Origin of the sequence: Agarivorans sp. JK6 (assembly GCF_045277145.1) — a bacterium.
Taxonomy (GTDB): Bacteria; Pseudomonadota; Gammaproteobacteria; order Enterobacterales; family Celerinatantimonadaceae; genus Agarivorans; species Agarivorans albus.
Map to the genome: position 1 here is coordinate 4561794 of NZ_CP113525.1, position 26665 is coordinate 4588458.

General features: G+C 45.9%; 25 protein-coding genes. 12 read left to right on the plus strand and 13 right to left on the minus strand.

The window, feature by feature from the left end:
• Positions 1-4 precede the first annotated feature (4 nt).
• Complete coding sequence (waaA, locus tag OV592_RS21000; RefSeq protein ID WP_406609904.1) at positions 5-1255, plus strand: lipid IV(A) 3-deoxy-D-manno-octulosonic acid transferase; 1251 nt, start codon at positions 5-7, stop codon at positions 1253-1255.
• On the opposite strand, the gene OV592_RS21005 is transcribed toward waaA, so the two are convergent.
• Positions 1252-1971 (minus strand): 3-deoxy-D-manno-octulosonic acid kinase, encoded by a 720-nt coding sequence (locus OV592_RS21005; RefSeq protein WP_406609905.1) that lies wholly within the window; start codon positions 1969-1971, stop codon positions 1252-1254. The two genes, waaA and OV592_RS21005, sit on opposite strands and share 4 nt — an antisense overlap.
• Positions 1972-2060: 89 nt before the next feature.
• Here OV592_RS21005 and OV592_RS21010 point away from each other — a divergent pair, with 89 nt between their 5' ends.
• Positions 2061-3110 (plus strand): glycosyltransferase family 9 protein, encoded by a 1050-nt coding sequence (locus tag OV592_RS21010; RefSeq protein WP_406609906.1) that lies wholly within the window; start codon positions 2061-2063, stop codon positions 3108-3110.
• Positions 3107-3892 carry a glycosyltransferase family 2 protein gene (locus OV592_RS21015; protein ID WP_406609907.1) on the plus strand — a complete coding sequence of 262 codons (786 nt, stop codon included), beginning with the start codon at positions 3107-3109 and terminating at the stop codon, positions 3890-3892. Before OV592_RS21010 ends, OV592_RS21015 begins: the two co-directional genes overlap by 4 nt.
• 2 nt (positions 3893-3894) lie before the next feature.
• Here the strand turns inward: OV592_RS21015 and OV592_RS21020 are convergent, their stop codons facing one another.
• Both OV592_RS21020 and OV592_RS21025 read right to left on the minus strand, forming a co-directional pair.
• The gene (locus OV592_RS21020) at positions 3895-4965 is read right to left on the minus strand and encodes a glycosyltransferase family 9 protein (RefSeq protein WP_406609908.1); all 1071 of its coding nucleotides are present in this window, start codon (positions 4963-4965) and stop codon (positions 3895-3897) included.
• 4 nt (positions 4966-4969) lie between these two features.
• Positions 4970-6013 (minus strand): glycosyltransferase family 9 protein, encoded by a 1044-nt coding sequence (locus OV592_RS21025; protein WP_406609909.1) that lies wholly within the window; start codon positions 6011-6013, stop codon positions 4970-4972.
• A gap of 205 nt (positions 6014-6218) precedes the next feature.
• Between OV592_RS21025 and coaD the strand changes: the two genes are divergently transcribed.
• On the plus strand, positions 6219-6701 hold the full coding sequence (gene coaD, locus OV592_RS21030) for a pantetheine-phosphate adenylyltransferase (protein ID WP_221075325.1): 483 nt from the start codon (positions 6219-6221) through the stop codon (positions 6699-6701).
• Between the two features lie 5 nt (positions 6702-6706).
• Here the strand turns inward: coaD and mutM are convergent, their stop codons facing one another.
• The 5 genes from mutM to radC all read right to left on the minus strand — a co-directional run bounded on the left by mutM (position 6707) and on the right by radC (position 9342).
• Entirely contained in the window at positions 6707-7519 is an 813-nt protein-coding gene (mutM, locus tag OV592_RS21035) for a bifunctional DNA-formamidopyrimidine glycosylase/DNA-(apurinic or apyrimidinic site) lyase (protein WP_406609910.1), read from the minus strand.
• The gene (locus OV592_RS21040) at positions 7512-7979 is read right to left on the minus strand and encodes a hypothetical protein (protein WP_406609911.1); all 468 of its coding nucleotides are present in this window, start codon (positions 7977-7979) and stop codon (positions 7512-7514) included. The genes mutM and OV592_RS21040 overlap by 8 nt, the downstream gene beginning before the upstream one ends.
• A gap of 139 nt (positions 7980-8118) precedes the next feature.
• Positions 8119-8274: a 50S ribosomal protein L33 gene (rpmG, locus tag OV592_RS21045; RefSeq protein ID WP_285762680.1), complete on the minus strand. Its 156-nt coding sequence runs from the start codon at positions 8272-8274 to the stop codon at positions 8119-8121.
• Between the two features lie 23 nt (positions 8275-8297).
• The gene (gene rpmB, locus OV592_RS21050; RefSeq protein ID WP_016400150.1) at positions 8298-8534 is read right to left on the minus strand and encodes a 50S ribosomal protein L28; all 237 of its coding nucleotides are present in this window, start codon (positions 8532-8534) and stop codon (positions 8298-8300) included.
• A 133-nt stretch (positions 8535-8667) separates the two neighbouring features.
• Positions 8668-9342, minus strand: a complete 675-nt coding sequence (radC, locus tag OV592_RS21055; RefSeq protein WP_221075328.1) for a DNA repair protein RadC — start codon at positions 9340-9342, stop codon at positions 8668-8670.
• Positions 9343-9473: 131 nt separating this feature from the next.
• Between radC and coaBC the strand changes: the two genes are divergently transcribed.
• The 4 genes from coaBC to mscS all read left to right on the plus strand — a co-directional run bounded on the left by coaBC (position 9474) and on the right by mscS (position 12754).
• Entirely contained in the window at positions 9474-10682 is a 1209-nt protein-coding gene (coaBC, locus tag OV592_RS21060) for a bifunctional phosphopantothenoylcysteine decarboxylase/phosphopantothenate--cysteine ligase CoaBC (RefSeq protein WP_406609912.1), read from the plus strand.
• 13 nt (positions 10683-10695) lie between these two features.
• On the plus strand, positions 10696-11151 hold the full coding sequence (gene dut / locus OV592_RS21065; protein ID WP_221075330.1) for a dUTP diphosphatase: 456 nt from the start codon (positions 10696-10698) through the stop codon (positions 11149-11151).
• Positions 11152-11202: 51 nt separating this feature from the next.
• The gene (gene slmA, locus OV592_RS21070) at positions 11203-11796 is read left to right on the plus strand and encodes a nucleoid occlusion factor SlmA (RefSeq protein WP_406609913.1); all 594 of its coding nucleotides are present in this window, start codon (positions 11203-11205) and stop codon (positions 11794-11796) included.
• 127 nt (positions 11797-11923) lie between these two features.
• Complete coding sequence (gene mscS / locus OV592_RS21075) at positions 11924-12754, plus strand: small-conductance mechanosensitive channel MscS (RefSeq protein ID WP_016400156.1); 831 nt, start codon at positions 11924-11926, stop codon at positions 12752-12754.
• Between the two features lie 64 nt (positions 12755-12818).
• Here mscS and OV592_RS21080 read toward each other — a convergent pair whose 3' ends face one another.
• Positions 12819-13274 (minus strand): hypothetical protein, encoded by a 456-nt coding sequence (locus OV592_RS21080; RefSeq protein ID WP_221075332.1) that lies wholly within the window; start codon positions 13272-13274, stop codon positions 12819-12821.
• 400 nt (positions 13275-13674) lie between these two features.
• Here OV592_RS21080 and OV592_RS21085 point away from each other — a divergent pair, with 400 nt between their 5' ends.
• Complete coding sequence (locus tag OV592_RS21085; protein WP_152785288.1) at positions 13675-14352, plus strand: potassium channel family protein; 678 nt, start codon at positions 13675-13677, stop codon at positions 14350-14352.
• Positions 14353-14412: 60 nt separating this feature from the next.
• Here the strand turns inward: OV592_RS21085 and OV592_RS21090 are convergent, their stop codons facing one another.
• The 3 genes from OV592_RS21090 to rph form a co-directional block, all read right to left on the minus strand.
• Positions 14413-15003 (minus strand): hypothetical protein, encoded by a 591-nt coding sequence (locus OV592_RS21090; RefSeq protein WP_406609914.1) that lies wholly within the window; start codon positions 15001-15003, stop codon positions 14413-14415.
• Between the two features lie 180 nt (positions 15004-15183).
• Positions 15184-15828, minus strand: a complete 645-nt coding sequence (gene pyrE, locus OV592_RS21095; RefSeq protein ID WP_220719798.1) for an orotate phosphoribosyltransferase — start codon at positions 15826-15828, stop codon at positions 15184-15186.
• Between the two features lie 13 nt (positions 15829-15841).
• Complete coding sequence (gene rph / locus OV592_RS21100) at positions 15842-16558, minus strand: ribonuclease PH (RefSeq protein WP_152785282.1); 717 nt, start codon at positions 16556-16558, stop codon at positions 15842-15844.
• Positions 16559-16684: 126 nt separating this feature from the next.
• Here rph and OV592_RS21105 point away from each other — a divergent pair, with 126 nt between their 5' ends.
• Both OV592_RS21105 and OV592_RS21110 read left to right on the plus strand, forming a co-directional pair.
• Positions 16685-17545 carry a YicC/YloC family endoribonuclease gene (locus tag OV592_RS21105; protein ID WP_137675385.1) on the plus strand — a complete coding sequence of 287 codons (861 nt, stop codon included), beginning with the start codon at positions 16685-16687 and terminating at the stop codon, positions 17543-17545.
• Positions 17546-17713: 168 nt separating this feature from the next.
• Positions 17714-18073 carry a DUF6172 family protein gene (locus OV592_RS21110; protein WP_406609915.1) on the plus strand — a complete coding sequence of 120 codons (360 nt, stop codon included), beginning with the start codon at positions 17714-17716 and terminating at the stop codon, positions 18071-18073.
• Between the two features lie 136 nt (positions 18074-18209).
• On the opposite strand, the gene pulA is transcribed toward OV592_RS21110, so the two are convergent.
• On the minus strand, positions 18210-25403 hold the full coding sequence (pulA, locus tag OV592_RS21115) for a pullulanase-type alpha-1,6-glucosidase (protein ID WP_406609916.1): 7194 nt from the start codon (positions 25401-25403) through the stop codon (positions 18210-18212).
• A gap of 365 nt (positions 25404-25768) precedes the next feature.
• Here pulA and OV592_RS21120 point away from each other — a divergent pair, with 365 nt between their 5' ends.
• Positions 25769-26536 (plus strand): endonuclease, encoded by a 768-nt coding sequence (locus OV592_RS21120; RefSeq protein ID WP_406609917.1) that lies wholly within the window; start codon positions 25769-25771, stop codon positions 26534-26536.
• The last annotated feature ends 129 nt before the right edge of the window (positions 26537-26665 follow it).

A 26665-nucleotide genomic window follows, 5' to 3' on the forward strand; every position in this document is an offset into this window, starting at 1 on the left:
AACCATGCGTATTTTTTATAATATCTTGCTACTTTCAGCCTTGCCCTTAGCAATGTACAAACTGTACTGGCCAAGAGCTGGAAAACCTTCGGTAGGCAAGCGTTGGCCAGAGCATTTTGGTGTAAGTAAAAAAGTATCAGCAGTTGATGTATGGTTCCATGCTGTATCAGTTGGTGAAGTATTGGCGGCCATTCCTTTAATTACTCAACTAAAGCAGCAGCAACCACAATGCAATATATTGCTGACCACCACTACCGCTACAGGTGCTGAGCAAGCGCAATCAAAACTGGCGGATTTAGTCATTCATCGCTATGCGCCCTTTGATTTATGGCCCTGTATTCGCTGGTTTCTGCATTTACACAAACCCAAGCAGCTATGGATTATGGAAACCGAACTGTGGCCAAATTGGCTGCAACTTTGCCAAAGCCAAAACATTCCGGTATCGCTTATCAATGCCCGTATGTCACAACGCTCTTGCCAACGCTATTTGCGCTTCAAAGGCTTTAGTCAACGCTTATATGGGCAATTGGGGCTAGTATTGGCGCAACACCAAGATGACGCACAGCGCTTTAATCAATTGGGAGTTACAGCAGCCAACTTGGTGGTAACAGGCTCCATAAAATACGATCTACCCGATACCAAAAACATACAGCAACAAGCAGAACAACTTCGGCCTAGTTTGTTTGGTGAGCGCTTAATATGGATTGCCGCCAGCACCCACAAAGGCGAAGACGAGAAAGTGCTTGAGGTGATGCAACAGGTTCGTAAGCGGCTTCCCGACAGCTTACTAATATTGGTTCCCCGACACCCTGAGCGTTTCGACCAAGTGGCCGAATTAATTGCTAACAGCGGCTTTGATTGCGCTCGTCGCAGCCAACAGCAAAGCCCTGAAGCAAAAGATGCAGTGTATTTAGCCGATACCATGGGCGAGATGCTGCTGATGTATGCTTGCTCAGATACCGCCTTCATCGGCGGTTCTTTAGTGCCCATTGGCGGGCATAATTACTTAGAAGCAGCTGCGCTAAGTTTACCTTGCGTTGCAGGCGAACATGACTTTAACTTCTCAGATATCAGCCAACAGCTACAAGCCTGCGGCGCACTTAAACTTAGTGCTGACACCGAACAACTGGCTAATTGGCTTAAAGCATGGTTAAGCGATGCTGAAGAGCGCAACAAAGCAGGGGATGCTGGCTTGTCTATTGTAAAGCAGAACCAAGGCGCTTTAGCGCGTAGCCTAGCTGCTCTGTTGAACTAAAGGGCTTGTTGATAACAAGCAACAAAATACTGCCAGTCAGACTCTAGCCAATGGCAGTAACCAGGCTTCGCCTGTTCTTTTTCTAAGGAGCGGTAGAATCGAGCAAGGTTAGCTTGCTGCCATTTCTTTCTCGGTCGACAAATGCGGCCATTATCAAAGTCTATAAGCCAAACCTGCTGTTGCTCATCAACCATGATGTTACGTAAGTTGAGGTCGGCATGATAAACCCCGGCCCGGTGAAACTGCGCAATCGTCTCGGCAATTTTTTGCCATAGGTCTAAGGGTAAGCGGCGTTCGCTAAGCAACTTAGCGAGATCTTTAGCGCCACTTATGCGTTCTAAAATTAAATCCGCCTGGAAGCTCAAGCCTTTGCGTTTAACCCTGCCAGCGATTGGCACTGGTGCAGGAAGCTCCAAGGTTTGCAATTTCATCAACAGCGAGAACTCTTTCCATACTCGACTGCGCTGTAGGCTTGAATACAAATAGCGGTCATTGCTCAATTTAGCGACTAAGCCACCACGGTGATAATGGCGTAATACAAATTCTCGATGTTCAAAACGAAAAAACAGGGTTTTACCTCGGCCCATCGCTTGGCCTACCACTGCTCTATTTTGTTGCCAATGGCGGGGCTCAAAATAAGCATCACTTACCTGCTGCCACACTGCCGGATTATAAAATAGCCAGCCGTCAGCGGTTTTCTGTTTTTCAATCTGCATAGTTATCGCTTGTGAAACAAATCTCAGCAATTTTACAACGCAAGCTGCAAAAAGCATAATACTTAAGAAAATCCGCCACTTTTGCCAAAATGACCAAGCAGCAAACCACCTTAAAAGTCTGTATTTTACGCCTATCAGCCATCGGCGATGTCTGTAATGCTTTGGCTGTTGTTCAGCAACTTCAAAACAGTTACCCAAATGCCGATGTCACCTGGGTATGTGGCAAAGCTGAAGCACAGTTATTGGCTGCCTTCAGCAATATAAAACTAGTTGTATACAACAAAAAAGATGGCTTAAAAGGCATGCTCGCCATTAAACGGGAGCTTAAAAGCCAGCAATTTGATGTATTGCTGCACATGCAAGCAGCACTGCGCGCCAGCTTGTTAAGTTGCTGCATTCGCGCAAAACGTAAAATTGGTTTTGACAAAAGCCGCGCTAAAGATGGCCAGTGGCTATTTACTAACGAGAAAATTGCTCCGGCTAATTCGGCCCATGTATTAGATGGCTTTCTACAATTTTTATTGCCACTAGGAATAGATATTCAAGCCCCAAATTGGCAAGTGCCACTCTCAGAAGCAGATCAAGATACCGCAAAACAACTGCTAGGCAGTTCTGATAAGCATATCGTGATCTGCCCAGCGGCTAGCAAGGCCTATAAAAATTGGACCCTTCAAGGTTATGTAGGCATCGCCCAATACGCGCTCGAACAGGGATACCAAGTGAGTTTAATCGGCAGCCCGGCTAGCAATGAAGTTGCGTTAAGTGAGCAAATTAACCAAGCCTGCCAAGGTAAACTGAACAACCTTTGTGGAAAAACCAACTTAAGCCAGCTTTGGGCACTCATTGCCCAAGCAGATCTGCTAATATCGCCAGATACTGGCCCAGCTCATATGGCAGTAGCGGTAAATACACCCGTTCTAGGACTGTATGCTCACCACAACCCGCAACGCACTGGTCCTTATCATTATCGAGATTACGTGGTGAGCGTGTGGCAAACACTGATTGAAAAAGAACAAGGCAAACCCGCAGCTCAGCTTAGTTGGCGAAGCAGAGTGAAAGACCCAAATGCCATGCAAGATATTACACTCGATTGCGTAATCGAGATGTTTGAAACGATTAAAATAGAGCAGCAATTATGAGCGAAATGAATCAACAAGCCACGGTAACAGCTATCATTATCGCTAAAAACGAGTCGCTAAATCTTAAAGACTGTATTGACTCATTAACCTGGGCAAACACAGTGATTGTCTTTGACTCTGGCAGTACCGACAACAGTCAAGAGATTGCAGAACAGCTTGGTGCTGAGTTTCACCAAAATGTCGATTGGCAAGGTTTTGGCAACCAGCGCCAGCTAGCCCAACAAAAAGTCAGCACTGATTGGTGTTTCTGGATAGATGCCGATGAGCGGGTCACACCTGAGTTAGCAAGTTCGATACAAAAGGCTATAAAGAGCGATAACAAAACCATCTTTAGTGTCGCCCGACGCTCCTGGGTATTTGGCCGATTTTTGTCTCATAGCGGCTGGTATCCCGACAAAGTATTACGGCTTCATCCTACTCAACTAACCCGATACAACGATGCTTTAGTGCACGAAAAACTCGTTATTCCAGAAGAAAGCAAAGTTAAACATCTATCTGGCGACTTATTGCATTACACTTATGACTCAATACATCATTATTTAGTAAAATCTGCTGGTTATGCCAAAGCTTGGGCCGATCAACGAGAGGCCAAAGGCAAACGTGCAACATTAGGGCAAGGCATAACGCACGCTATAGGTTGCTTTGCAAAAATGTATTTGCTCAAGCGAGGCTTTTTAGATGGTAAGGCGGGCTTTTTAATTGCAATATTGTCGGCGCATTCAACCTTTGTTAAGTACGCCGATTTATGGGCACGAGAAAACGACAGCCATTACAAAAAGTAAACTTACTGAAGTTTAAGTTCTTCCAACAAGTTAGCTGCATCTATAGCAGCTAGATCGGTCACATTGACCGCATGTTCTCCTAAGCAGCCATATTGCGCCACATTGGTCACGGTAAACAAACCTACACAATAAGCGCCAGCAGAGCTTGCTAAGTGCAACGGGCCGGTGTCACCACAGAAAAACAAGGGTACTTGCTGCAAAAACGCAGCAAGCTTTCGCAAATCACTATTTGAGTATGTGAACTCCGCGTCTACTAATGGCTTGGCAACATCAGGGCTCAGAATTTCTATAACGTTTAGCTCTCCGCCATAATGCTTTTTGAACTTGTCTAACAAGATCTGCCAATCTTTATCAGCAATGACTTTGGCTCCCCGAGCACCTCTAAAATAAGCTAAGCAGGGTTTATTATTATGGCCTATCAACCCATTTAGCTCGTTACGAGCGTGCTGTTGTTCAAACTCACTTAACACCAAACGAGCATAATAATCACTAGGCTCCACCTGATGTAATTGCTCTAGAAGCTCCATACAACCTAAAGCATAGTGTTTATAGCGGCGCGTTTGCTTGAAAGTATGGCTACAAACGGCACCGTTAACTTTATCATCGTACCCATAAACATTTTTGGCCGTCACTAATGCTGTGACTATGCGATCGCTCGAACCGCTGTAAGGTATTAACACCACATCATAAACTTGTTTACGCAATTGGCGCATAGTAGCGAAAAATCCCGAAATAGTTTTTAAGCCAAATTGCGAATAATGAATTTTACTTAAGCCTAAATTCTCGAAAACTTGGCCTTGCCAAGGATCGGTAAGTAATAGCTCCACTTCCGCATCGGGATACATTTCTATCACTTTATTTACGTAAGGCAGTAGGAAAAACATGTTACCAATGCGCTTGTTATTTCGCACAATTAGTACTCGGTTCACCTCTTGCGGTTCAAGCATTTGCTGCTGGCGCCCTTTACGGCCACCTATTAGCTTTAAAAATGCAGCCTCTAGAGCCACCGAATTATTGCGACGCTTTGCATCAAACTGTCGCAGCGCCGTTCTTATCTTTTTTATTACGCTCATCGTTTTATTCTGCTACTTCTTTTGTTTGCAGCTTTTGCCACCACAAATTAATTTTAACCGCTGAGTCACTCACATTAATCAAACTCATATCTTCTTGAGTAAGCTCACCTGCCGGCGGCGAGAAAGAAATATGTCGGCCTTGGCTATTAAGAGGCTGCCAACGCAAAGGTGTTGCACTGCGACGACTAGGGAAAAAGCCTACAGTTGGCACATCTATAGCCCCTGCAATATGCAGCGGCCCGGTTGAACCAGCAATAAATACTTGGGCACAGGCCAATACTTCACAAAAGGTTTTTAAGCCCTCTTCTGAATAATATAGCTGACTAGACACCTCTGCAGTATCTAACTGATTTACCAACTCTTGGGCGGCGATTAACTCGCCAGGCCCTGCAGTAATAACAAAGTGTAACTCGGGCTTAAGCTTAGCCAGACAATCAATCAAACTAAAATACTGCTCAATGCTTAAATTATTTGCCGAGCCACCACTGCCAATATGTACCATTGCTAAGGATTTAGCATCCAACTCGGCAAACTCAGCCTGCTTACGTTTAGCAATTTGCTCAGCGCTAAACTGCAAATAAGGAGCAGTAGGCTCTATCAGGTTGACTTGCAACTTAGTTAAAAAAGCGCGAGTAAGTTCTAAGTTGTATTCAAATTCAGGTTTTCGAGATTGAGAGCGGCGTTGCTTTACACGGTGATTATACAAAAACTGAGCAAGCTTAGTGGCCGGTGCACAGCGTAACTTAATACCGGCACGTGCGCCCAACCAAGCGTTACGCATGGTCGAGAACAAACACAAATAACCATCAAAATGCTGTTGCTTCACCTCATTAAGTAGTGCAGCTTGCTCGCCAGCATCACCATCCGCTCCGCAATCAATAATCACCTTGTCAATCCAAGGGCAAAGTTCTGCGAGAGGAGCGGTATAGCTAGGCACCAAAGCGCTTATTTCACAATTAGGTAATGAAGCTTTTAGCAGCGCAAAGCTAGGCCATGCCAGCATAAAGTCGCCAATTTTGTCGTTTCGCACTACCAACAGTTTTTGCATGTGTTCATCTCTATAATTTAGCCTGCGCATTGTGACCAATCTTGCACTCGGGCTCAAGAATTTTCCCCAAGCCTGTGAGCCAGTTAGCTGAAGCAGCTTAAGTAAATCTTTTCCCGAGCGTTTTAACAGGATTTAGCGTGAATACCTGCATCTTCTGAAAGCTTGGGGTTATAATCCAGCTAACATTAATTTTTGGCATAGCTTCATGACAACTCGGGTAATTTATCCTGGCACCTTTGATCCAGTGACCAACGGCCATAGCGATTTAATCCAACGCGCGGCGCGTATGTTTGACACAGTAATTGTGGCGGTTGCCGCCAGCCCCAGTAAACAACCTCTGTTTAGCTTAGAAGAAAGGGTTAAGTTGCTGGAGCAAACGATTAGTGCAAATACCAATATTGAAGTGATTGGTTTTACTGGGTTATTGGTAGACTTAGCCAAACAACAAAATGCCAACGTATTATTACGAGGCTTGCGCACCGGTTCTGATTTTGAATATGAGATGCAGCTGGCCGATATGAACCGCCAACTGGATCCCAACTTAGAAAGCGTGTTTCTTACACCAGGCGAGGGGGTAAGTTTTATTTCCTCCACCCTGATTAAAGAAGTGGCCAAACATGGCGGCGAGATCGAACGCTTTGTTGCGCCGCACGTTGCCCAAGCCGTCAGTGAAAAGCTCGCTAAATAAAAGAACTAGCGCTGACAATGTGGGCAAAAGAAGGTATTGCGCTGGCCAATGCGCAATGCCTTAATCAGCTCTCCGCAAGTATCGCACGCTTCGCCTTCTCTGCCATATACCGCTAAGGTTTGCTTAAAGTAGCCAGGCTTGCCATCGGCATTGGTAAAATCTTTGAGGCTGGTGCCACCTTGTTCAATGGCTTCTGCCAACACTTGTTTGATGTTGTCGGTAAGCAACTCCAGGCGCACTTTACTCACTTTGTTAGCAGCACGTTTAGGGTGGATGCCCGTTCTAAACAAAGCCTCGTTGGCGTAGATATTACCTACGCCCACGACCACTTTGTTATCCATAATAAATTGCTTAATCGCCACACTGCGCTTGCTGGCTTGCGCAATTAAATACATAGCTGAGAACTCGTCATGTAAGGGCTCTGGCCCCAAATTAACCAACAAATTATGTTGCTCAATGGGTAGCTGACTAAACAGTACACAGCCAAAACGACGAGGATCGTTAAACCTAAGCACTTTTCCATTTGCCAATACTATATCTACATGGTCATGTTTTTCAGCTGCTAGGCCTTGCTCAACAATTCGCAAACTACCCGACATGCCCAAGTGAATAATGATGTGGCCAGCTTCAGTTTCCAGCAGCAAATACTTAGCTCGCCGTGTTACCGACAAAATAGCTAAACCCACACAGCACTGGATCAACTCAGGCACTGGCCAGCGTAATTTAGGCTGGCGAACCACTATTTCGCTAATTACTTGTTTTTCGATATGCGGGCTAATCCCGCGGCGGCTGGTTTCTACCTCTGGTAACTCAGGCATCGGGTGAACTCATCGTTGGGAAAAGAGCATGGTAGCTATCGCTATCCACAGACAAAAGCTGGCCTTGCCAGTTAGTAAGCCAATGCTGCTCGCCCAAGCTAAATAAGGTGAGCTCAAGTGGCACGGCAGAATTGGCTAGGTAAACCATTATGCTACGGCTAGTTGCTGCGCCACCTAAAGCATCCTGCCAAGGTTCTAGTTGAATATGTAACCATGCATCAATAACAGCTATCGAACGCTCTAGAGGGGGTTCGCTGCGCCATTGAGTGCCAACCCGCTCTATTACCACGCTCGGCAATTCAATCCGCAAAATAGTGGCTCCCTGCGGCAATAACTGACCAACCGCTATTTGCTCGCTTGGGGCGGCCTGTTCATTCATTTCTACGTATTTGAAAATCAAAATCATCGAGGCAACAGCAAATATGATGATGTTATTCCAGCCTCTGCGGCTCATTTTCATCGAGATTCTCCTTTAATTAGGAGCATCATAAGCGGGAAGTCTTTGGTGAGTAAAGGGCACTAGGTTGTTGTAGCCACTAAAAAACAGGCAAAAAAAAGCCCAGCCTAAGCTGAGCTTCTTGATTCATTAAAGCCAAAATCTATTTGATTTTGCCTTCTTTGTACATAACGTGCTTACGAACAACAGGATCAAATTTTTTGATCTCCATTTTTTCAGGCATGTTACGTTTGTTCTTATCAGTGGTGTAGAAGTGACCAGTGCCAGCTGATGAGTTCAAACGAATTTTTTCGCGAATACCTTTAGCCATTTCTTAGTTCCTTATACCTTCTCACCACGACCACGCATCTCAGCTAAAACAGCGTCGATACCTTTTTTGTCGATGATGCGCATACCTTTAGTTGATACGCGTAATTTAACAAAACGTTTCTCAGTCTCAACCCAAAAACGGTGAGATTGAAGGTTAGGCAAAAAACGACGACGAGTGCGGTTTTTTGCGTGTGATACGTTGTTACCAACAGCTGGTTTCTTACCAGTAACTTGGCATACTCTAGACATGTCAGTCTTCTCCAAATATGTACTTCTGCTCGAGCATCTGTTCATGCCCCGTTAGGCCGTCGCCCGGGACGACAGAAAGGCCGCATTTTATACAGGAAATAGAACCCTAGATCAACTAAAAATTGAACAAAGATCAGATCCAACCGCGCTCGGCGAAAGACACAGTCTCTCCACAGCCGACTACAACATGGTCTAAAACTCGCACATCAATCAGTGCTAAGGCCTTGATTAATTTGGTAGTAATTTGCTTATCAGCCAAACTTGGCTCTGCCACACCCGAGGGGTGATTATGGGCAAATATTACTGCAGCAGCATTTTTTTCTAATACTCGCTGTACCACCACCCGTGGGTAAACACTGGCGGCATCAATCGTTCCGAAAAATAGCGGCGCGAATTGTACCACTCGATGCTGATTATCCAATAGCAATATTGCAAATACTTCACGTTGTTGGTGAGATAATTCCATAGAAAGGTAGTTTTTTGCCGATTCGGCGCTATCTAACACACTATTTTCACTAATATCGGCCAGCAAATAACGTCGACTCATTTCTATTGAAGCATGTAACTGTGCAAATTTTGCGCTACCCAAACCTTTTTCTGCGCAAAACTGCTGATGATCGGCAGCTAATACCGCTCGTAAGGAGCCAAACTGAGCGAGTAAATGCTGAGCTAAACTCACTGCATCTAATCCAGCACATCCTACCCGCAAAAAAATTGCCAGTAATTCAGCATCACTTAAACTTTGGGCACCACTATTTAATAACTTTTCTCTTGGCCGTTGTTCGGCCGGCCAATCACAAATTGCCATGCATTCTAGTAAATAATGAATGAATCAATAAAAACAAGCGTAGTCGAAACTGCTGGCTTGTGTATGCGGAGATCTTAAGTTTTGTGATAGGCTTGCCGATATCAAACTGAGATTATCGAAGCGGTATCAGCATGTTAACGGGCAAGAAGATTCTACTCGCGATTACAGGCGGGATTGCGGCATACAAAATGCCAGAGTTGGTGCGTCGTCTAAAAGAGCAAGGCGCAGAAGTAAAAGTGGTAATGACTAAACACGCCACCCACTTTATTACTCCCTTAACGCTACAGGCAGTATCTGGCGAACCTGTAGGCTTAGAAGTGGTCGACCCAGCTCAAGAGGCATCCATGGGTCACATCGCCTACGCCAAATGGCCAGACTTAGTATTGATGGCGCCCGCTACCGCCAATAGCATTGCTAAGTTTACCCATGGTTTGGCCGACGAATTAGTAAGCACATTGATGCTAGCAACTGCCGCCCCAATTGCCATTGCGCCAGCAATGAACCAACAAATGTATCAAGCAGACGCTACTCAGGCTAATTTAAGCCAGCTTAAGCAACGCCAGGTGCACATATGGGGCCCAGCCCAAGGCGAACAAGCCTGTGGCGATGTAGGCCCAGGTAGGATGCTTGAGCCCGCTCAATTGCTCACTCACATTAAAGAGTTTTTTGCTCCCAAAGCCCCAGCGCTACTAAAAGACGTAAATGTGATGATTACCGCCGGTCCAACTCGTGAAGCGATTGATCCGGTGCGTTATATAAGCAATCACAGCTCCGGTAAAATGGGTTTTGCTTTAGCCGCTGCTGCCGAACAACTTGGCGCCAAGGTTACGGTAGTTTCAGGCCCGGTGAACTTAACTACACCAGCTGGCGTTAATAAGGTGGCGGTTAATACTGCCCAGCAAATGCTCGACGCAACACTAAATCAAGTCGCAAGCTGTGATATTTTTATCGCTTGCGCAGCAGTAGCCGACTACCGCGTAGCCGATGTTGCTGAACAAAAAATCAAGAAAACCGATGACAGCGACGAAATGCAGTTACGTTTAGTGAAAAATCCAGATATTGTAGCCACCATTGCTGGATTAGCTAACAAACCCTTTACGGTGGGTTTTGCTGCTGAAACACAAGACGTAGCACATTACGCACAAGACAAAATGGCGCGAAAAAACCTAGACATGATCGCCGCCAACGACGTATCAAAGCCCGAACAAGGCTTTAATAGTGAACAAAATGCCTTATCGGTATTTTGGCCAACTGGCCATCAGCAATTAGACCTCGCTGATAAATCAGAATTGGCACAACAATTAATGGCATTAATCGCCAAGCAGTACGCTGCACAATAATCAAAACAAAAAAATGAAACAAATAGCACTAAAAATACTAGACCAAAGAATTGGCACTACTTTTCCAATGCCAGAATACGCGACACCAGGTTCAGCAGGTATGGATTTACGCGCCTGCTTAGACCAAGCCATAACATTAGCCCCCGGCCAAACCGAGCTAATTCCTACTGGCTTAGCGATTCATATAGCCGATCCTACTCTTGCTGCCACCATTTTACCGCGTTCTGGCCTTGGCCATAAGCACGGCATTGTTCTGGGTAACCTCGTTGGACTGATCGATTCCGACTACCAAGGGCAATTAATGGTGTCTTGTTGGAACCGCGGACAAACTACTTTTACCATCGAACCCGGCGAGCGCATCGCCCAGTTAGTATTTGTGCCTGTGGTACAAGCTAGCTTTGAGATAGTAGAAGATTTTGCCGCTAGCCAGCGTGGTGAAGGTGGATTTGGCCATTCCGGTACAAAGTAAACGGTTCTCAAGTAGTACGCTAATAGACTAATAAAAAGGATTACCATAACCATGGCGGGAAAACCAAAAAGCAATCGCCGCGAACAAATTCTGCAGGCGCTAGCGCGCATGTTAGAAACCAGCCACGGACAACGCATCACCACTGCAAGCCTAGCCAAAGAAGTAGGCGTATCAGAAGCTGCTTTGTATCGTCACTTTCCCAGCAAAGCTAGGATGTTTGAAGGCTTAATAGAATTTATCGAAGAAACCTTGCTATCACGCATTAATCTGATTCAGGAAGAACAAAAAGACACCTTAAATCGCTGCCAGCACATACTCATGCTGTTACTGGGTTTTGCCGAGCGCAACCCAGGCTTAAGCCGCATTTTAACTGGCGATGCCTTACAAGGTGAGCACGAGCGTTTGCGCGCCAGAGTCAGTATTTTGTTCGACAAAATTGAAGTGCAACTTAAACAAGTATTACGCGAGCGTAGGCTACGTGAAGGACAAGGCTTCTTAATTGAAGAAAATAGCCTAGCTACCTTGTTACTGGCCTATACCGAAGGACGCATTAGCCAATACGTGCGCAGTGAATTTAAACTAGAACCTACCGCCCAGTTTGACACTCACTGGGGCTTTTTAAAGCAGCAACTAATGCAAAGCTAAGCGCTTAATAGGCCTGCTAAATCCCCCGGCAGGCCGTAAACCTTTCTGTAAAGAATCTAGACACTTGTTTGTATTAAAAAAGCTGCTAAATTTGTAGCTAATTTCATTCCATAAGAAGGCTTAACACATGGACGTATTTACCGAAGGTACCAGTTGGTTTGAGAACAACCAAGACCTGCTAATGCAATACGCAATCAACATTGCTGCTGCTATCGCCATTTTGTTTGTTGGTATGATCGTTGCGCGCGTAATGGCGTCAAGCGTAGAAAAACTAATGAACGCTCGCAAATTAGATACAACAATTAGTCACTTTGTTGGCTCAATGGTGAAATACATCATTATTGCCTTTGTGATTATTGCTGCGCTATCACGCATTGGTATTCAAACCGCTTCGTTTGTTGCCATTATTGGTGCCGCTGGTTTAGCTGTTGGTTTGGCCTTGCAAGGGTCATTGTCTAACTTTGCAGCAGGTGTACTTATTATTGGTTTCCGCCCATTCAAAGCCGGTGATTTTGTAGAGATTGCGGGTACAGCGGGCTCGGTAGCATCAGTGCAAATCTTCACCACCGTGTTAAAAACGCCTGACAACAAACAAATTGTTGTACCAAATGGCGCGGTATTAGGCGGTAACATTGTTAACTACTCTACCCATCCTACCCGTCGTGTAGACTTGGTGGTTGGAGTTAGCTACAACGCCGATTTAGCTAAAACTAAAGCGATATTGCGCGAAGTATGTGAAGCAGACTCTCGTGTATTAAAAGATCCAGACATCACCATTGGTGTAAGCGAATTAGCCGACAGCTCAGTGAACCTAGTGGTTCGCCCATGGGTAAATAGCGCCGATTACTGGGGAGCTTACTTTGACCTAAACGAGAACATCAAAGTGGCTCTAGATAATGCTGGCATCGAAATTCCATTCCCACAAATGGATGTTCACTTGGACAAAGTCGCCAGCTAATAGGCTGCTTTATACCAAATAAAAAGCACAGCCTAGGCTGTGCTTTCTTGTGCCTTACTTTTGACTAAATATCATCTAACCTATGAGTGGCATGCACCATTTGCTGTTGGCGTTTTTCTTGGTGTTCAATCAAGTTAGCTAAAAACTGCCTCGCCCCTAACATGGTTAACTCATCTTTAGCTAAGCGCAATAAGCTTAAAGACTGCTCACTAAGCTCCAAGGCCAAATTGCTTACATCATCACTGCTAATATCGGCTGGTTGACTCAGCTTAGCCATATAATCCAATAAATCTTTTTCCACGCGAATGTCGGTCCAAGTCTCTAACAACTCAGGTTTGGCCTGGCTAATAAAATCCTGTAAATGCTCGGCATTTTCTCGCTCTTGATGCTGCAGGTAAGCCAGTAACATGCGCACTCGCTCTGCATCGCTATTTAACTCCAAGCGCCGATATAGGGCCATCATTGCTTCGCGGCACGATACAAAGTGCTCCAGTAGCAGTTTTAGTTGATTAAATCGCATATCAGCTCTCCCGTGTAACTGGTGATAGTTACAGTGTAGAAGCTAGCTTTTCATCTGTTTTAGCTAAGCAATCTTGGCTTGATTTACATCAAAATGCACCGCGGCCAAAACGCAAAGTTGAGAGTTATCGCAAGCTTTAATCACGTTTGGATCTATTGACCTATGCTGATGGTTTTTGCAGCAACTTATCAGCCATTTAGGAAAGGCAGTGAGCGCGAGGTTAAGTGGGCTTAACAATCGCTCGCTAACGCTGAATAAATGGCTAAGAAATGCAGCCCGAAGAGTCCAGATAAGCGAACAAAATTTCAACACCAAAGGTCAACAGCTCCTAGTAATTGTTAAGCAGTTCGTTAGCAAATTTGCTAAATTATTAACTAAACCATTGATATAGGTTAGCTACATGAAAAAGCTCATGGATTGGAGCGAAAAGAACAACTTCTACTTTCTTACCATTGCTTTGGTGGGTTATATCTTTCTCGCCGCTTGCTTAGATCAATTCTGGCAGGGAGATGGTTTTAGGTTTTTACAAATAGCCATGGTACTGGTGCTAGCCGCTGGAGTGTGGCAGGCCAAAGGCAAGCGCTTATGGTATGTAACGGGCATCGGCTTCTTATTCACCACCTCGGTACTGGCTTTTTTTAGTTATTGGTTTGAAGCAGAAGGTTTAGTGAGTTTATACCTCACCATTGTGTTCTGTTATTTGGTATTAACTACCTGGACAGCTTTGAAACAGGTGCTATTTACCGGCCATATAGATAGCAACAAGATCGTGGGTGCAATCTGTATCTTTTTATTGATAGGCCTAGGCTGGGCGCATTTATATACCATTTTAAACTTTTGGTTAAACGACGCATTTAACGGGGTGCCTAAAGAGCATTGGAGCACCCAAATGACTGACTTCATCTACTTTAGCTTTGTTACGCTAACTACCCTAGGATACGGAGAAATCACCCCTAATACGCCTATCTCCCGCTTTTTCACTTTTAGTGAAGCAGTGTTTGGCCAATTCTACATGGCAATATTGGTAGCAAGCTTAGTAGGCGCAAGAATGTCGGAGCGCGAGAGCGAACGAGATTAGCGAAGCCAAGGCTGCTTAGGCAGAGACTAAACAGCCTTTAAGCAGCCAATAAACCAGTGGCTACTTTTGTTTGGTGGCTATCATCATCGCAACAACACGTAGCGATAATGCCACCAGCATAAGAACGCTTGGCCCGCTTACCCCCTGCGCTTTAAGCAAGGTGGTATTGTTTTGAATCACTATGGTATTGCTGGAATTAGCAGTAGTAGACGTGCTTTTAGCTAAGCTTTCTAAAGAGCTTAACAGCTGTTCATAAGAGCTAACCTCACCGGCTAACATATCCATCAACTCATAAGCTTTTTTGTCTTTAAACGGAGATTTAACCGACTCATCCTTAAGCTGTTTTGCAATCTTCTTCATCGCGCTGTTCACAGCCTCTTCTAAGCCATTCATACTAGCCAATTTGCTATTGGTTGATTGCTTAGCGCTAAAACGATGCTGCGGCGCAGCCTGTTTTTGTTGAGCGTTGCCAAAGTGCTGCACATTACTTTTAGATGATTTAATGGTTTTACTTAAATGCGCTAATTTATCGGCCACCGCTTTCACTTTTTGCTCCCACTGAGCGTCGGTGTTGCGGTTTTTTATCGCGGTTAAAGCGTTCGACACGAGCAGAGAGATTTGAGTTTTGGTGGCATTTAGTTCAACAGACATGAGACTTCCTTAGTTCTCTGAATTACATGCAAATATCCTAATTAGTGGGGTATTAAACCCCAAGCCACGCTACTCTATCTTTTAAAAATAAAACCATCAATACACTAATGACAATTAACGTATTTTAGATACAAAAAAGGCGACTTAACAAAGCCGCCTTAGGTTTAGATATTATAAATGCTAAGCAATACCGTATTGCTCACGATAAGCGCTAACTGCCTCTAGTGCAGTTTGATTATCGCCCTGTTCTTCTAAGTAGGTGATTAAATCTGCCAACTTAACAATCGAAATAACCGTAGCGTTGTAATCGCGTTCAACTTCTTGAATTGCCGACAGCTCGCCTTTACCTTTCTCTTGGCGATCTAAGGCAATAAGCACACCGGCTAACTCAGCGTTATGGGCATTAATAATGTCCATAGATTCACGAATCGCAGTGCCAGCAGTAATTACGTCATCCACCAACATTACTTTGCCAGCCAACTCAGAGCCAACCAAGCTGCCACCTTCGCCATGGGTTTTCGCTTCTTTGCGATTAAAGCAGTAAGGCACATCTTTACCATGGTGCTCATCTAAAGCTACAACCGTTGTGGTAGCGATAGGAATACCTTTATAAGCTGGGCCAAATACCAAGTCATAATCAATATTTGAGTCTTGCAGCGCCGCAGCGTAAAACTTGCCTAAGCGGTTTAAATCTCGGCCTGTGTTAAACAAACCAGCATTAAAGAAGTACGGGCTAGTTCGGCCAGACTTTAAGGTAAATTCGCCAAACTTTAATACGCCTTTGGCTAAAGCAAATTCAATAAACTCTCGTTGATAAGCTTTCATTTTTCTCTCTCAATTACTTAGCTAGGGCTTCGCGTTGGGCAATGTTAATTTGGCTAATACCCTCTTTAGCAAAGGCCAGCATTTCTAATAATTCTTCGTGGCTAAACGGTGCACCCTCTGCAGTGCCTTGCACTTCAATCATGTTGCCGTCTTCACACATAACAACGTTCATGTCGGTTTCGGCTACGCTGTCTTCGGTGTATTCAAGGTCACACACTACTTTGCCATCAACCACACCTACCGATACTGCAGCAATAAGCTGCTTAAGAGGGCTAACTTTTAGTTTCTTCTGCTCCATCATCCACCAAATGGCATCTTGCAAGGCTACGCAAGCACCAGTAATAGCCGCAGTACGCGTGCCGCCATCGGCTTGAATAACATCACAATCCACTACAATGGTGTATTCGCCAAGCGCTTCTAAATCAACTGCAGCACGCAGTGAGCGACCAATTAAACGTTGGATTTCTTGAGTACGACCACTTTGCTTACCACGAGCAGCTTCGCGGCCCATACGGCTATGAGTAGAGCGCGGTAACATGCCATATTCTGCGGTAATCCAACCTTGGCCTTTACCTTTCAAGAAACGTGGCACACCATCGTCTACCGAGGCATTACATAGCACTTTAGTATCGCCAAACTCGACCAAAACAGAACCCTCGGCGTGCGCCGTGTAGTTTCGAGTAATAGTAATTGGACGCATTTGTTCAACAGCTCTTCCGTTCGGACGCATGGTAATAACCCTGTAATTTAAAATTCGCGGCTATTATATAGGCTTTTATCGCACTTGGTCACGCCTAGACTGACTAAGCGCCCAATAGCCGCTATAATCGAGCAAATTTATTAAGGGCATTCAACTATGATCCACAGCATGACAGGCTACGCACGCCACCAACTTAAAGGCGATTGGGGCAGTGCAACATGGGAAATTCGCAGCGTAAACCAACGTTACCTAGAAACTTACTGGCGCATGCCAGAACAGTTTCGCTCCCTAGAGCCAGTATTGCGTGACAAAATCCGCAAGGCCCTACAGCGCGGTAAAGTTGAATGTAATCTGCGCTTCGAGGCCGACCAAGCCAACCGTGGCGAACTGCAGTTAAATAAAACCCTTGCCGAACAACTTATTCAAAATGCCGAATGGGTACAGCAGCAAGCGGGCGGGCAAATTAACCCAGTAGACATACTGCGCTGGCCTGGCGTAATGGAAACTCCAGAGCAAGACGCCGACGCCATTAGCAAAGAGCTACTCGCAGGCTGGCAAGAAGCGCTAACGGCGTTTATCGAAAGCCGTGCCAGCGAAGGGGCAAATACCGCGGTAATGATTACCACCCGCCTTGATAAAATTACCGAGCAAGTGGCCTTTGTACGTGAGCAAATGCCAGCCGTTATGCAATGGCAGCGCGAGCGCTTAAAAACCCGCCTAGCCGATGTGATTGACGAGCTAGACCCGCAGCGCATCGAGCAAGAAATGATTATGGTAGCGCAAAAAATTGATGTGGCTGAAGAGCTAGACCGCCTAGATTCACACGTAAGCGAGACGCAAAAAATCCTTAAAAAGGGCGGCGCCTGTGGCCGACGCCTCGATTTTATGATGCAAGAGTTTAACCGCGAAGCAAACACCCTAGCGTCTAAATCGATTAACGCCGAAATCACTCAAGCCGCGGTAGAGCTTAAGGTTTTAATCGAGCAAATGCGCGAGCAGATCCAAAACCTCGAATAACCTAATCATAACCATAGCCTCAAAGCCTCTTATTCAAAGAGGCTTTGTTACTTTCAACCTCGGCTATGCTGTGCTTTTGCAAACAATCTCGATTAAACCTTGCTCTATAGCCTAGAATCATTACAGTGTGCCTCCCTTTGCTACTTTCGGCAGTTTTCTAGGATTATTATGAAAAAGACTTATCCGCTTACTCACCCCAAGCTTAAATTGGCGCGCATTGTTGAAGCCGCTAAGTATGATGCTAAAAAATATATTCGCCGCGAGAAGAACAAAACCTTGCCTGCCGGTGCCGATTTTTGGGCCTTTGATTGTAAGTACGGGCCTAATCAAGAAGAAGCAGAAGAGATCCACGTTTCGCAGATTAACGCTTGTATGGATAAAGCCGAGCAGCAGCAATTGCCATCGTTTTACTTAGAGATTATGGCAAAACCCGCCAATCGCCCAGAAAAGCCAGATGTGGAAGAATCGTCAGACCTTGACGATATAATCGCTGACGCAGAGCAAGAGCTAGATAGAGACGCCGAGTAAAATTTGGCTCTCTAGAAAACGGAAATGCGATGTTTAGTGCTTAGATACGGTTAAACACAAACGCTGATACCACTGCCGTTATTGCAAATAAAAAAGCCGCTTTAAAAGCGGCTTTTTAGTTTTTACACGCTAAGTACTAACGCACTGTTAGGCTTATTGCCGCAGGGTCGGAGGCATCTAGTATAAAGTCATAGCTGCCTGCCACTGCAGGGGTAAAGCTTAAGTTTGCTCCACCATCGAACAGTTGCAGCGGTAACTCTGGGTTTACCAGCGTTTCTGTACCACCACCAAGATTGATGCTAGTCCAATCAGGATCGGCTAACTTGAACAAGTAAGTTTGCGCGTCTAACTGCACAGTAATCTCGTATTTTCCGCTACCGTGATAAAGCATTTGGCTATCTGGGCCTGCGACCCAGCCATTCATGTCACCACGCAGGTAAACCGGCGTATATTGGTAGGGAGCGTAGGCTAAATCAGCTTCTACAATAAGTACCGGATTGGCAGGGTCTCGCGCGTCCAAAATTAGCAGTAATGGAGTGGCTTCTTCGAGTGTAATGCTCAGATTTCCGCCACCAGCAGCAAGAGTTTTAAAGCTTGCAGCCTCCAACTCACCGCCATCTACGCCCGCACCAAAGTTGAGATTGGCCCAATTAGCATCAGCTAACTTGAACTCGGTAGTTCCAGCAGGGAAGGTCAAGCTAACATCGTAGGTATCTGCACCTTTAAATTCAAAGGCGAGGCTCGTATCCCAGCCATTCAAATCTCCGCGTAGATATACGGTTTCGTTGTAAGGCTGAACAGGCTCTTCACCACCCACCAATAGGAACTTAGCTTCGAATGGCGCTAGCTCTATCTCAACAATTCCAGCAGCAAATGCGTATTGCTCATTACTTTGCAGATCTTGGAAAGTATTGTGATTACCCAATCCCATGTACTCAGGTGGCAATACTGCCAATTGAGTTGTCGCGGTCATGTTAGCAATATAGAGAACTTGCTGTTCACCTAGGCTCTTCATATCGGCGTATAACTCACCAACACTCAATACACTTAGGCGTTCACCTTGGCTAAGCGCAGGATAACTTGCGCGAAGCTGCATAAGGTCGGTGATATAGTCGCGAAGCTCTGCTTGTTGGGCATTAGCGGTAAATACTTCACCGCCTTGCTCGCTGGCTAATCCTTCCACTTTACCGCTAGAACGAGATACATGGTCATCACACAAACCTGCAATTGCTCCAACGCCGCCGTCACTGGCACAATCTAACCTTTCTGCAAAGTTAGCCACTTCATCACCAATCTCATCACCGTAATACAAGGTAATAGGGCCAGTGTACGCAGTTAAGAAAGCGTAAGCTGCTTTGTGGCGTTGCCAGTACTCGGCATCACTAGGCTCGGCGATACCTGCACGTTGCAGTAAATCACCAAAGCGAACTACATCGTGGTTGGTAATCATTAAGTTAGGGATGGCGTGCTCTGGGTATACTGCATGGGTATCAAATATACCTGCAAGTGTAGAGGCATCTGTAAAGAAGAAGCCGTCTTCTTGAGCAGCAAAGTTTTGCACCACACGATAGCGACCAGGGAAGTCGAAGGCGCTACATAAACCGTGTTGCTCATTGGTTCCGTAGCCTGTTTCGGCAATTTGGTCTTCGCCAGACCAGATTTCGGCAACCATGTAACCCAGTGGGTTAACGGTTTCGCCATTCATCTGATAGCTTACACCTTGCGATGCTTCAGCCACCGCTTGGCGGATTTCGCCCCAAGCGCCTACCGGTACTTGATAAGCTTGGTCTAAGCGCCAGCCATCAATTTTTAGCTCTTCGATCCAGAACTTGGCGACTTCTTTAAAGAAGGCCAAATCTTCTGGATACTCAGATCGGCGGCCAAGGCTACCTTGTGCTGGCCCTGTTTCGGTAACTGCTAGGCCGTTTGGAGATGCGTAGTCTTGGGCATTTGATTTAAAGTGACCAAATACACCATCGAAGAATACATACATGCCGCGGGCGTGAGCTTCATCAACCAAGGTTTTAGCTAACTGCATATCACCAAAATTAGGGTCGATATTGAAGTAGTTTGTAGCAAAGTAACCTGTTGCATCTAAGCGATCCATCCAGTGCTCTTGGCCGTCAACCGCTACTGTTTCAAACACAGGCGTAAGCCAAACGGCATTCATACCCAGTGATTGAATGTAATCTAGCGAGTCGATAATGCCTTGCAAGTCACCTTTATGATGGCTACTGCCATAACCAGTGCCGTAATCTGCATTACTGTCACCGTCGATAAAGGCTTCGGTCATTACTTGGTAAATGCGCAAGTCGTTGAACTTAGCTTGGTCTTCGGCAGCACATTGGAAAGCAAGATAGTCATACTCTGGCTCTTCGCTATAACCTTGGAACGCTAGTAGGCGAGTAGCATATTCGCGACCATCGGCAATAACCGCAACAGCACGCTCAGGGTAGTTAGTGAGGTTGAGTTGTAAATCAGCCTCTACGACTTTGTTTAGCGCGCCATCACGAATGATGTAATTGAAACAACCGTCTAGTGTGGCTAAGTCTACTTCCCAGTAAGGGCCGTATTCATCTACACCCGCGGGTGCGATGCTTTGATCGGCCCAGTCTAGTGTCATACTTGGATCGGCTGCGCTACAGCTGGCATCATTCCATATGTACAGTGACCAGCTAGCGTATTTAGTGGCTGGGTCAGTCACTGGCGACTCGGCATCAACAAAGCTAATTACCGCTTTTCCATCGGCCACTGCTGGCTCTGGGATCTCGGTTTTAACCGTGCCAATTTCACACACATTTAAAGTGGCTTGGTCACCCGATACATCTAGGTTAAAGGCGTAACGACCTTCACTAAGAGTAATGCTGTTATTGCTTAAGCCTGCGTCACCACTTACTGCTAGGTACTCAACATCGGTTTCAAGCTCAATCAAGCTGTCGTCTTCCACCACAAAATACTGGGTGCCCCAATCGTCGGTGGCCAGCTTGAACATGAAGGTGCCGCTAAAGTCAGCCACCGCCTGATAAAGACCATTACCTTTATGACTAAAGGCATAGGCCGCGTCCCAAGCCCAATCTGAGTTTTCACCACGAATGGCTAAGGCTTCAGCAAGTGGACCGTCTTCCGCCACGGTAGCTAGCTCGCTACACACTGCGCCAACATCTGCAAAACTTACCGATAGACTAGGTGCTGCAATATCAGACGCATTAAGCGTAAAGGTATAATCTGATGATGCAGCTACGCTCAAACTTAGGTTGTCGTTGCTACCCGGCTGCAGGGCTACGCTTTCACCACCAGCCACTAAAGCTAAACCACCGCCCAAGTTAACCGTACTCCAATCGGCACTGGCTAACTTAAAGCCATAATCACCCGCAGCAAGATTAACGGTTTGGCTGTAAATACCACCGCCAATGTAGCTAAATGGTAAGCTCTCGCCCCAACCATTCATATCACCGCGCAGTAATACCGCTGTATCGCCATAGGGTGCCTCTTCAACTTGGGAAGTAATGCTTACCGTTGCGATGCTTGGGTCAGCCTTGTCTACGGCAAAGCTGATCAAGTATTGGCCATCTTCTGCAATGGTCACACTTAAGTTGTCAGCACCGGTAACAATTGGCAACGAACCTTGAGCAACCACAGCACTAAAGCCACCGTAGTTAACCCCTTGCGCGCCCCAATCTGCATCGGCAAATTTGAATTCGTAGCTGCCTGCCACTAGTTCAACTAAGGCGCTGTATTCACCGTCATAGACGTACTCTAGTGGATTGTCGGTAGACCAGCCATTCATGCCACCACGCAGGTACACCACGGTGTCACCAAAGGTAGGTTGGGCTGGGTCGTACTTATCAGTAACCGGAATACCCACACCTTGCTCATTACCTTGCGGCAGAACAAACACTACTGTGCTGTAGGCGGGTACGTTAATCGCGGTGCCGTTAACACTTGCCGAGGCTAGAACAGAATCAACAGACTGCACTTGGCTAGGATGTAACTCTAAACCGGCGATGCCAGTATCAAAACCAACAAGATCAGCACCCGCATTAAAGGCAATTAAGATAGCGTCGTAGTTAGTATCAAGATCTTCAAGGCCGGCACCGTCATTCACCGACATTAGAATTAGACCCGGCGTTTGCGCGCTGCCCATGTTGTGGTAATCCACACGAGTAGTAATCGCCTCTGCGCTACCCAAACCAATCAATGGTGTGGCGTTACGCAGTGCTAGGTACTCGTTGAATACCGCTTTAGCTTGGGCAATATCTCCAGCTGCTACGTCGGTGCTTGGGTCAGCGATAATCTGGCTAATTAGTGGGTAGTTTCCGTCTAGGCCATCTTTACCGTAACGGGGTAAACCCACATTCCAGTTATTGTCTTGAGCGGTGAAATCTATCTTGTTGTACCAATCACCCGAGTCGTAGCTGTCTCGCTCCATAGATTTAGAACGAAGAACATCAGAGCCCATGTGAATAAATGGTACGCCTTGGCCTAATAGCGGGAAGCTCAAAGCAAAGCTTTGCGCACGCACGCGATCGCTAGGGCTCATACCGCTTGGCAATTTGTATTGGTTAATGTCCCACAGTGTTTGGTTGTCGTGCTTAGACACGTAAGACACAGCCTCTAAAGGAGAGGCTGTGTAACCAGCTGGTTGGCCGTTATAGTCAACTTCACTACCTGTAACCACTTGGTCATTGGCATCGATTAGCTTAAAGCTAGACAACAAGCCTGCCAGCTCTACCCGTGCTATGTCGGTATGCTGTAGCAATACTAGCTTGGTAGCATCATCACTGGCATTTAGCTCATTGGGATCATGGAACAAACCATTGGCTAAACCTTGAGAACCGCGAATCGCTTCGGCGCTATCAAATGGGCTGCCGCCACGAACTACGTCGCGCATCCGATCAGAGAATGAACCAATGCCGGTTCCAGCTAAGTTAAGCTGGGTTGCTTGAACAAAACGAGCATCGTTTTGTACTTCACCAAAATTCCAACCTTCACCGTAGAAGTAGTTGTCTGGATCTGCCGCTTTAACCGCCGCTAAAGATTCTTCCATAGCCGCTAAAGGCTGATGACCCATGAGGTCAAAGCGGAAGGCATCGATGCCGTAATCACGCGTCCAAATGACCAAAGTGTCTTTCATCAACTTGGCCATCATGGCGTGTTCGGTGGCAGTGTTATCACAACAGGTAGAGGTTTCTACCGCACCTGTAATGGCATTGCGGCGCTGGTAATAACCAGGAACCACTTTGTCCAGTACCGATTTATCGTTTAGGCCAGAGGCGTTAGTGTGGTTATACACTACATCCATAGCAACTCGTAGGCCCATCTCGTGCACCGACTGCACCATGGCGCGGAATTCTTTAATTCGCGCAAAACCATCTGAGTTGCTGGCATAGCTGCCTTCAGGTGCGCCAAAGTGGAATGGGTCGTAACCCCAGTTAAAGCCGTCTAACCAGCGTAATGAGTCAACAATGTCGTCGGCACATTGGGTGCTAGGGTCACAGGCTTCTAATAAGTCGGCAATCACCGCACCATTAGATTCAACGCCACACAAGGCATTGTCTGGCTGAATACTACATAACTTGCCTACAGTGTCGCTAATTTCAACACGGCGCTTCTCGTCTTCTTCAACGGTGGCAATGTCAAAAGCAGGCAACAAGTGTAGGTGAGTAAGGCCAGCTTGTTTTAACTCGGCAAGGTGCTGCATTGGCGCAGAATCTAGCTCGGTAAAGGCTAGGTACTTACCACGGTTTTCTTCACTAGTTGATAGATCATGAGCACTAAAGTCACGTACGTGGGCTTCGTAAATGCTCATGTTAGTCATCGGCAGCTCGGGCACCACGTGAGAATCCCAACCGGCTGGCTTGGTTTTACGGTGTTCTAAATCAACAACTTGTGAATACAGAGAGTTAGTCGCCAAACTTAGCGAGTAGGGGTCGGTTACCTCTAGCGTTTCTACTTCACCAGAAGCTGGGTGATAAACCTCTACCACGTAGCGATAATATTGTCCGTGTTTAACTCGCGTATCAACCAACCAAGTACCTAAGTCTGCTTGCCACTCCATTGAGTAAGCACGCTTGGCTTTTTTACGTTTGTTGTAAGTTTGCAGAGTTACCGATTGAGCCGTTGGTGCCCAAAGTTGGAATTGATAACCTTTTTGGCTAGGGCTCACGCCTAGCTGAACGTCATCATCATTGGCCGCGGCATATAAGCTATCTAACGCGCCAGCAAACTGCACCTCGGTAGTTTTATACACATAACCTTCGGCGGTAAGCGCCATCGCAACCACTTCGCCTTTCAGCAAGCTCTTTAGGTCTGCATCATCTGGTAGTTGATAAGCGGAGCTAAAGTCTAGATGAGGGAAAGCGGCTTGCGCTTCATCACTCACTTGACCCGGCTCTAGCATCACCATTTGGTAAGCGCCATCTACGGTACCATCGCTGTTAACCGTAAAGCTACCATCGGCAGAGGAGTACAAACGTACATAATCTGCAGCAATAGCGTCTGCCCACACCAAGGTATTTGCATCAACCAAGTGGGCCGAGGCATTAATTATGCCCAAACCAGGAGGGTTAGTATTCCAAGCCTCTTCTCGGCTATCGAATATCTGGCTATTCCCTTGAATAACACTCACAGTGCGATCGGTGAACTGGTCAAAAGAAATAGCTAAATCGGCATCAATTAACTTAGAAAGGCTACCGTCACGAATAATCACGTTGGCACAGCCAGACTCTTTATTTAAGTCCACTTCCCAGTAGGGACCATATTGATCATAACCTGCTGGTACCAGAGATTGATCGGCCCATTCGGTATTTAATGCCGATTCAGCAATTGCATCACAAGCAGCGTTGTTCCATAAATGAAGCGACCATGAAGCGTAATCCGCAGCTGCATCTTCACGAGTGGCCGCTGCTGGGTCAATATAGTTCAAACGCAGCTGATTAGGGCCAGCCAGTGCTAACTCTGTTGGCGGCGTAAGGTCAATATTGGGGTTAGCAACAGGTGGAAAATGCGGCTCCCAAGGCTTGTCGACACAGGCAACAACAAGCTGCATGTAGTCTTGTTCGGCCATTACGTCTTGTTCGGGGGTAACCGTACAAGATTGCGTCATCGGCTCGTCAACAACCGCAACGGTAAAGGCTTGCTCCGCTGGTAATTTAGTTTTAAATACAAAAGGACCATCTTGAGTGATGGCCAATGGTTTTTTCTCGTTTAACTGTAGGCTTAACTTGCCGTTTAAGCCCTCTACTTCTCCGCCAACGTTATAACACGCCGTTAAGAGAAGCGATCCAGCCACTACTGCTGAATGCTTTGTCCACCCGCTGAATAAAATCATCTACAACATATCCTTGTTGTGTTTGGTTTGCTGCCAGTAAGTCTTCCTACTACTTAATGGGCTCTGGCAGATTAGCTGCCCTAACAAGGGCAAAACGGCACAAAGATAGTTCAGCCTGAATGAGATTTTTGTGACCTAGCGCGCCCTTTGAAACTTTGCAAAAAAGCCAGAAAATCAGCTAAATACGCCCAAGCTAGGCGGTGCTTGATAGAAAACGCTTTCAAAGCCAAGCAAGTTTTTTGCTTTTTTATCAATAAATCTTCAGTAATCAAACAAAGCTGAACACAGTTATTGATAGTTAGCTGTACGTCCTAGCTGCATGCTAAATTTTGGGCTGTTTTTTTACGGTTATTTATAAGATTAAGATGTACTTAAAAACAACCCTACGTAGCATAGCCAGCTATGCCTTATTGTTTGCCCTTTCCCTACCTTCGCTAGCGCTTGCAAATGGTAATCAAAGCATTGAGTCATTTACCACCGCCAAGCGGCTTTTACTGCAACAGGTATACGCGGAGCCAAATACCCGTAAAACACTGTATTGCGAGGCTAAGTTTGATGAGAATAAAAATGTCACACTTAATTCTGGTTTTGCTACCGGCAAATATCTTAACCGATTAAGACGTTACGAGACCGAGCACGTTGTGCCAGCAGAGAACTTTGGCCGCAATTTTGTTGAGTGGCGTGAAGGCCACCCCAAATGTGTCAATTCAAAAGGCAAAGCCTACAAGGGCAGGCGCTGTGCAGAAAAAACCAATGCAGAATACCGCTTAATGCAAGCCGACATGTACAACCTGTATCCGGCTATTGGCGCGGTAAATGCGGCGCGCTCTAACTACAACTTCACTATGTTAAGTACTCAGCAATCTAGTTTTGGTAGCTGCGATATGCGTATAGAGAACCGTAAAGTACAACCGCCTGAATCCTCGCGAGGGCCAATAGCACGCAGTTATTTATACATGGATGCCACTTATAGCCGATTTACCATGAGCAGCAGTCAACGCAAGTTAATGCAAGCTTGGGACAAGCTTCATCCGGTTAGCGCTCAAGAATGCCAAAGAGCCGAGTTGATTGCGCAAACTCAACAAAACAACAATCCCATTTTGGCGTCGCGTTGCATAAATCTTGAGAACTAAAACCCTAAATTTGTGCTGTATATGGAATTTGCAAACAGAGATATTCTTATAATTGCGTAGTACAACCCTTTATAAAGCATGGATTTAGTGAATAATACCAAGGTAGGTTTTTGTTCTGTCCACGCTAAA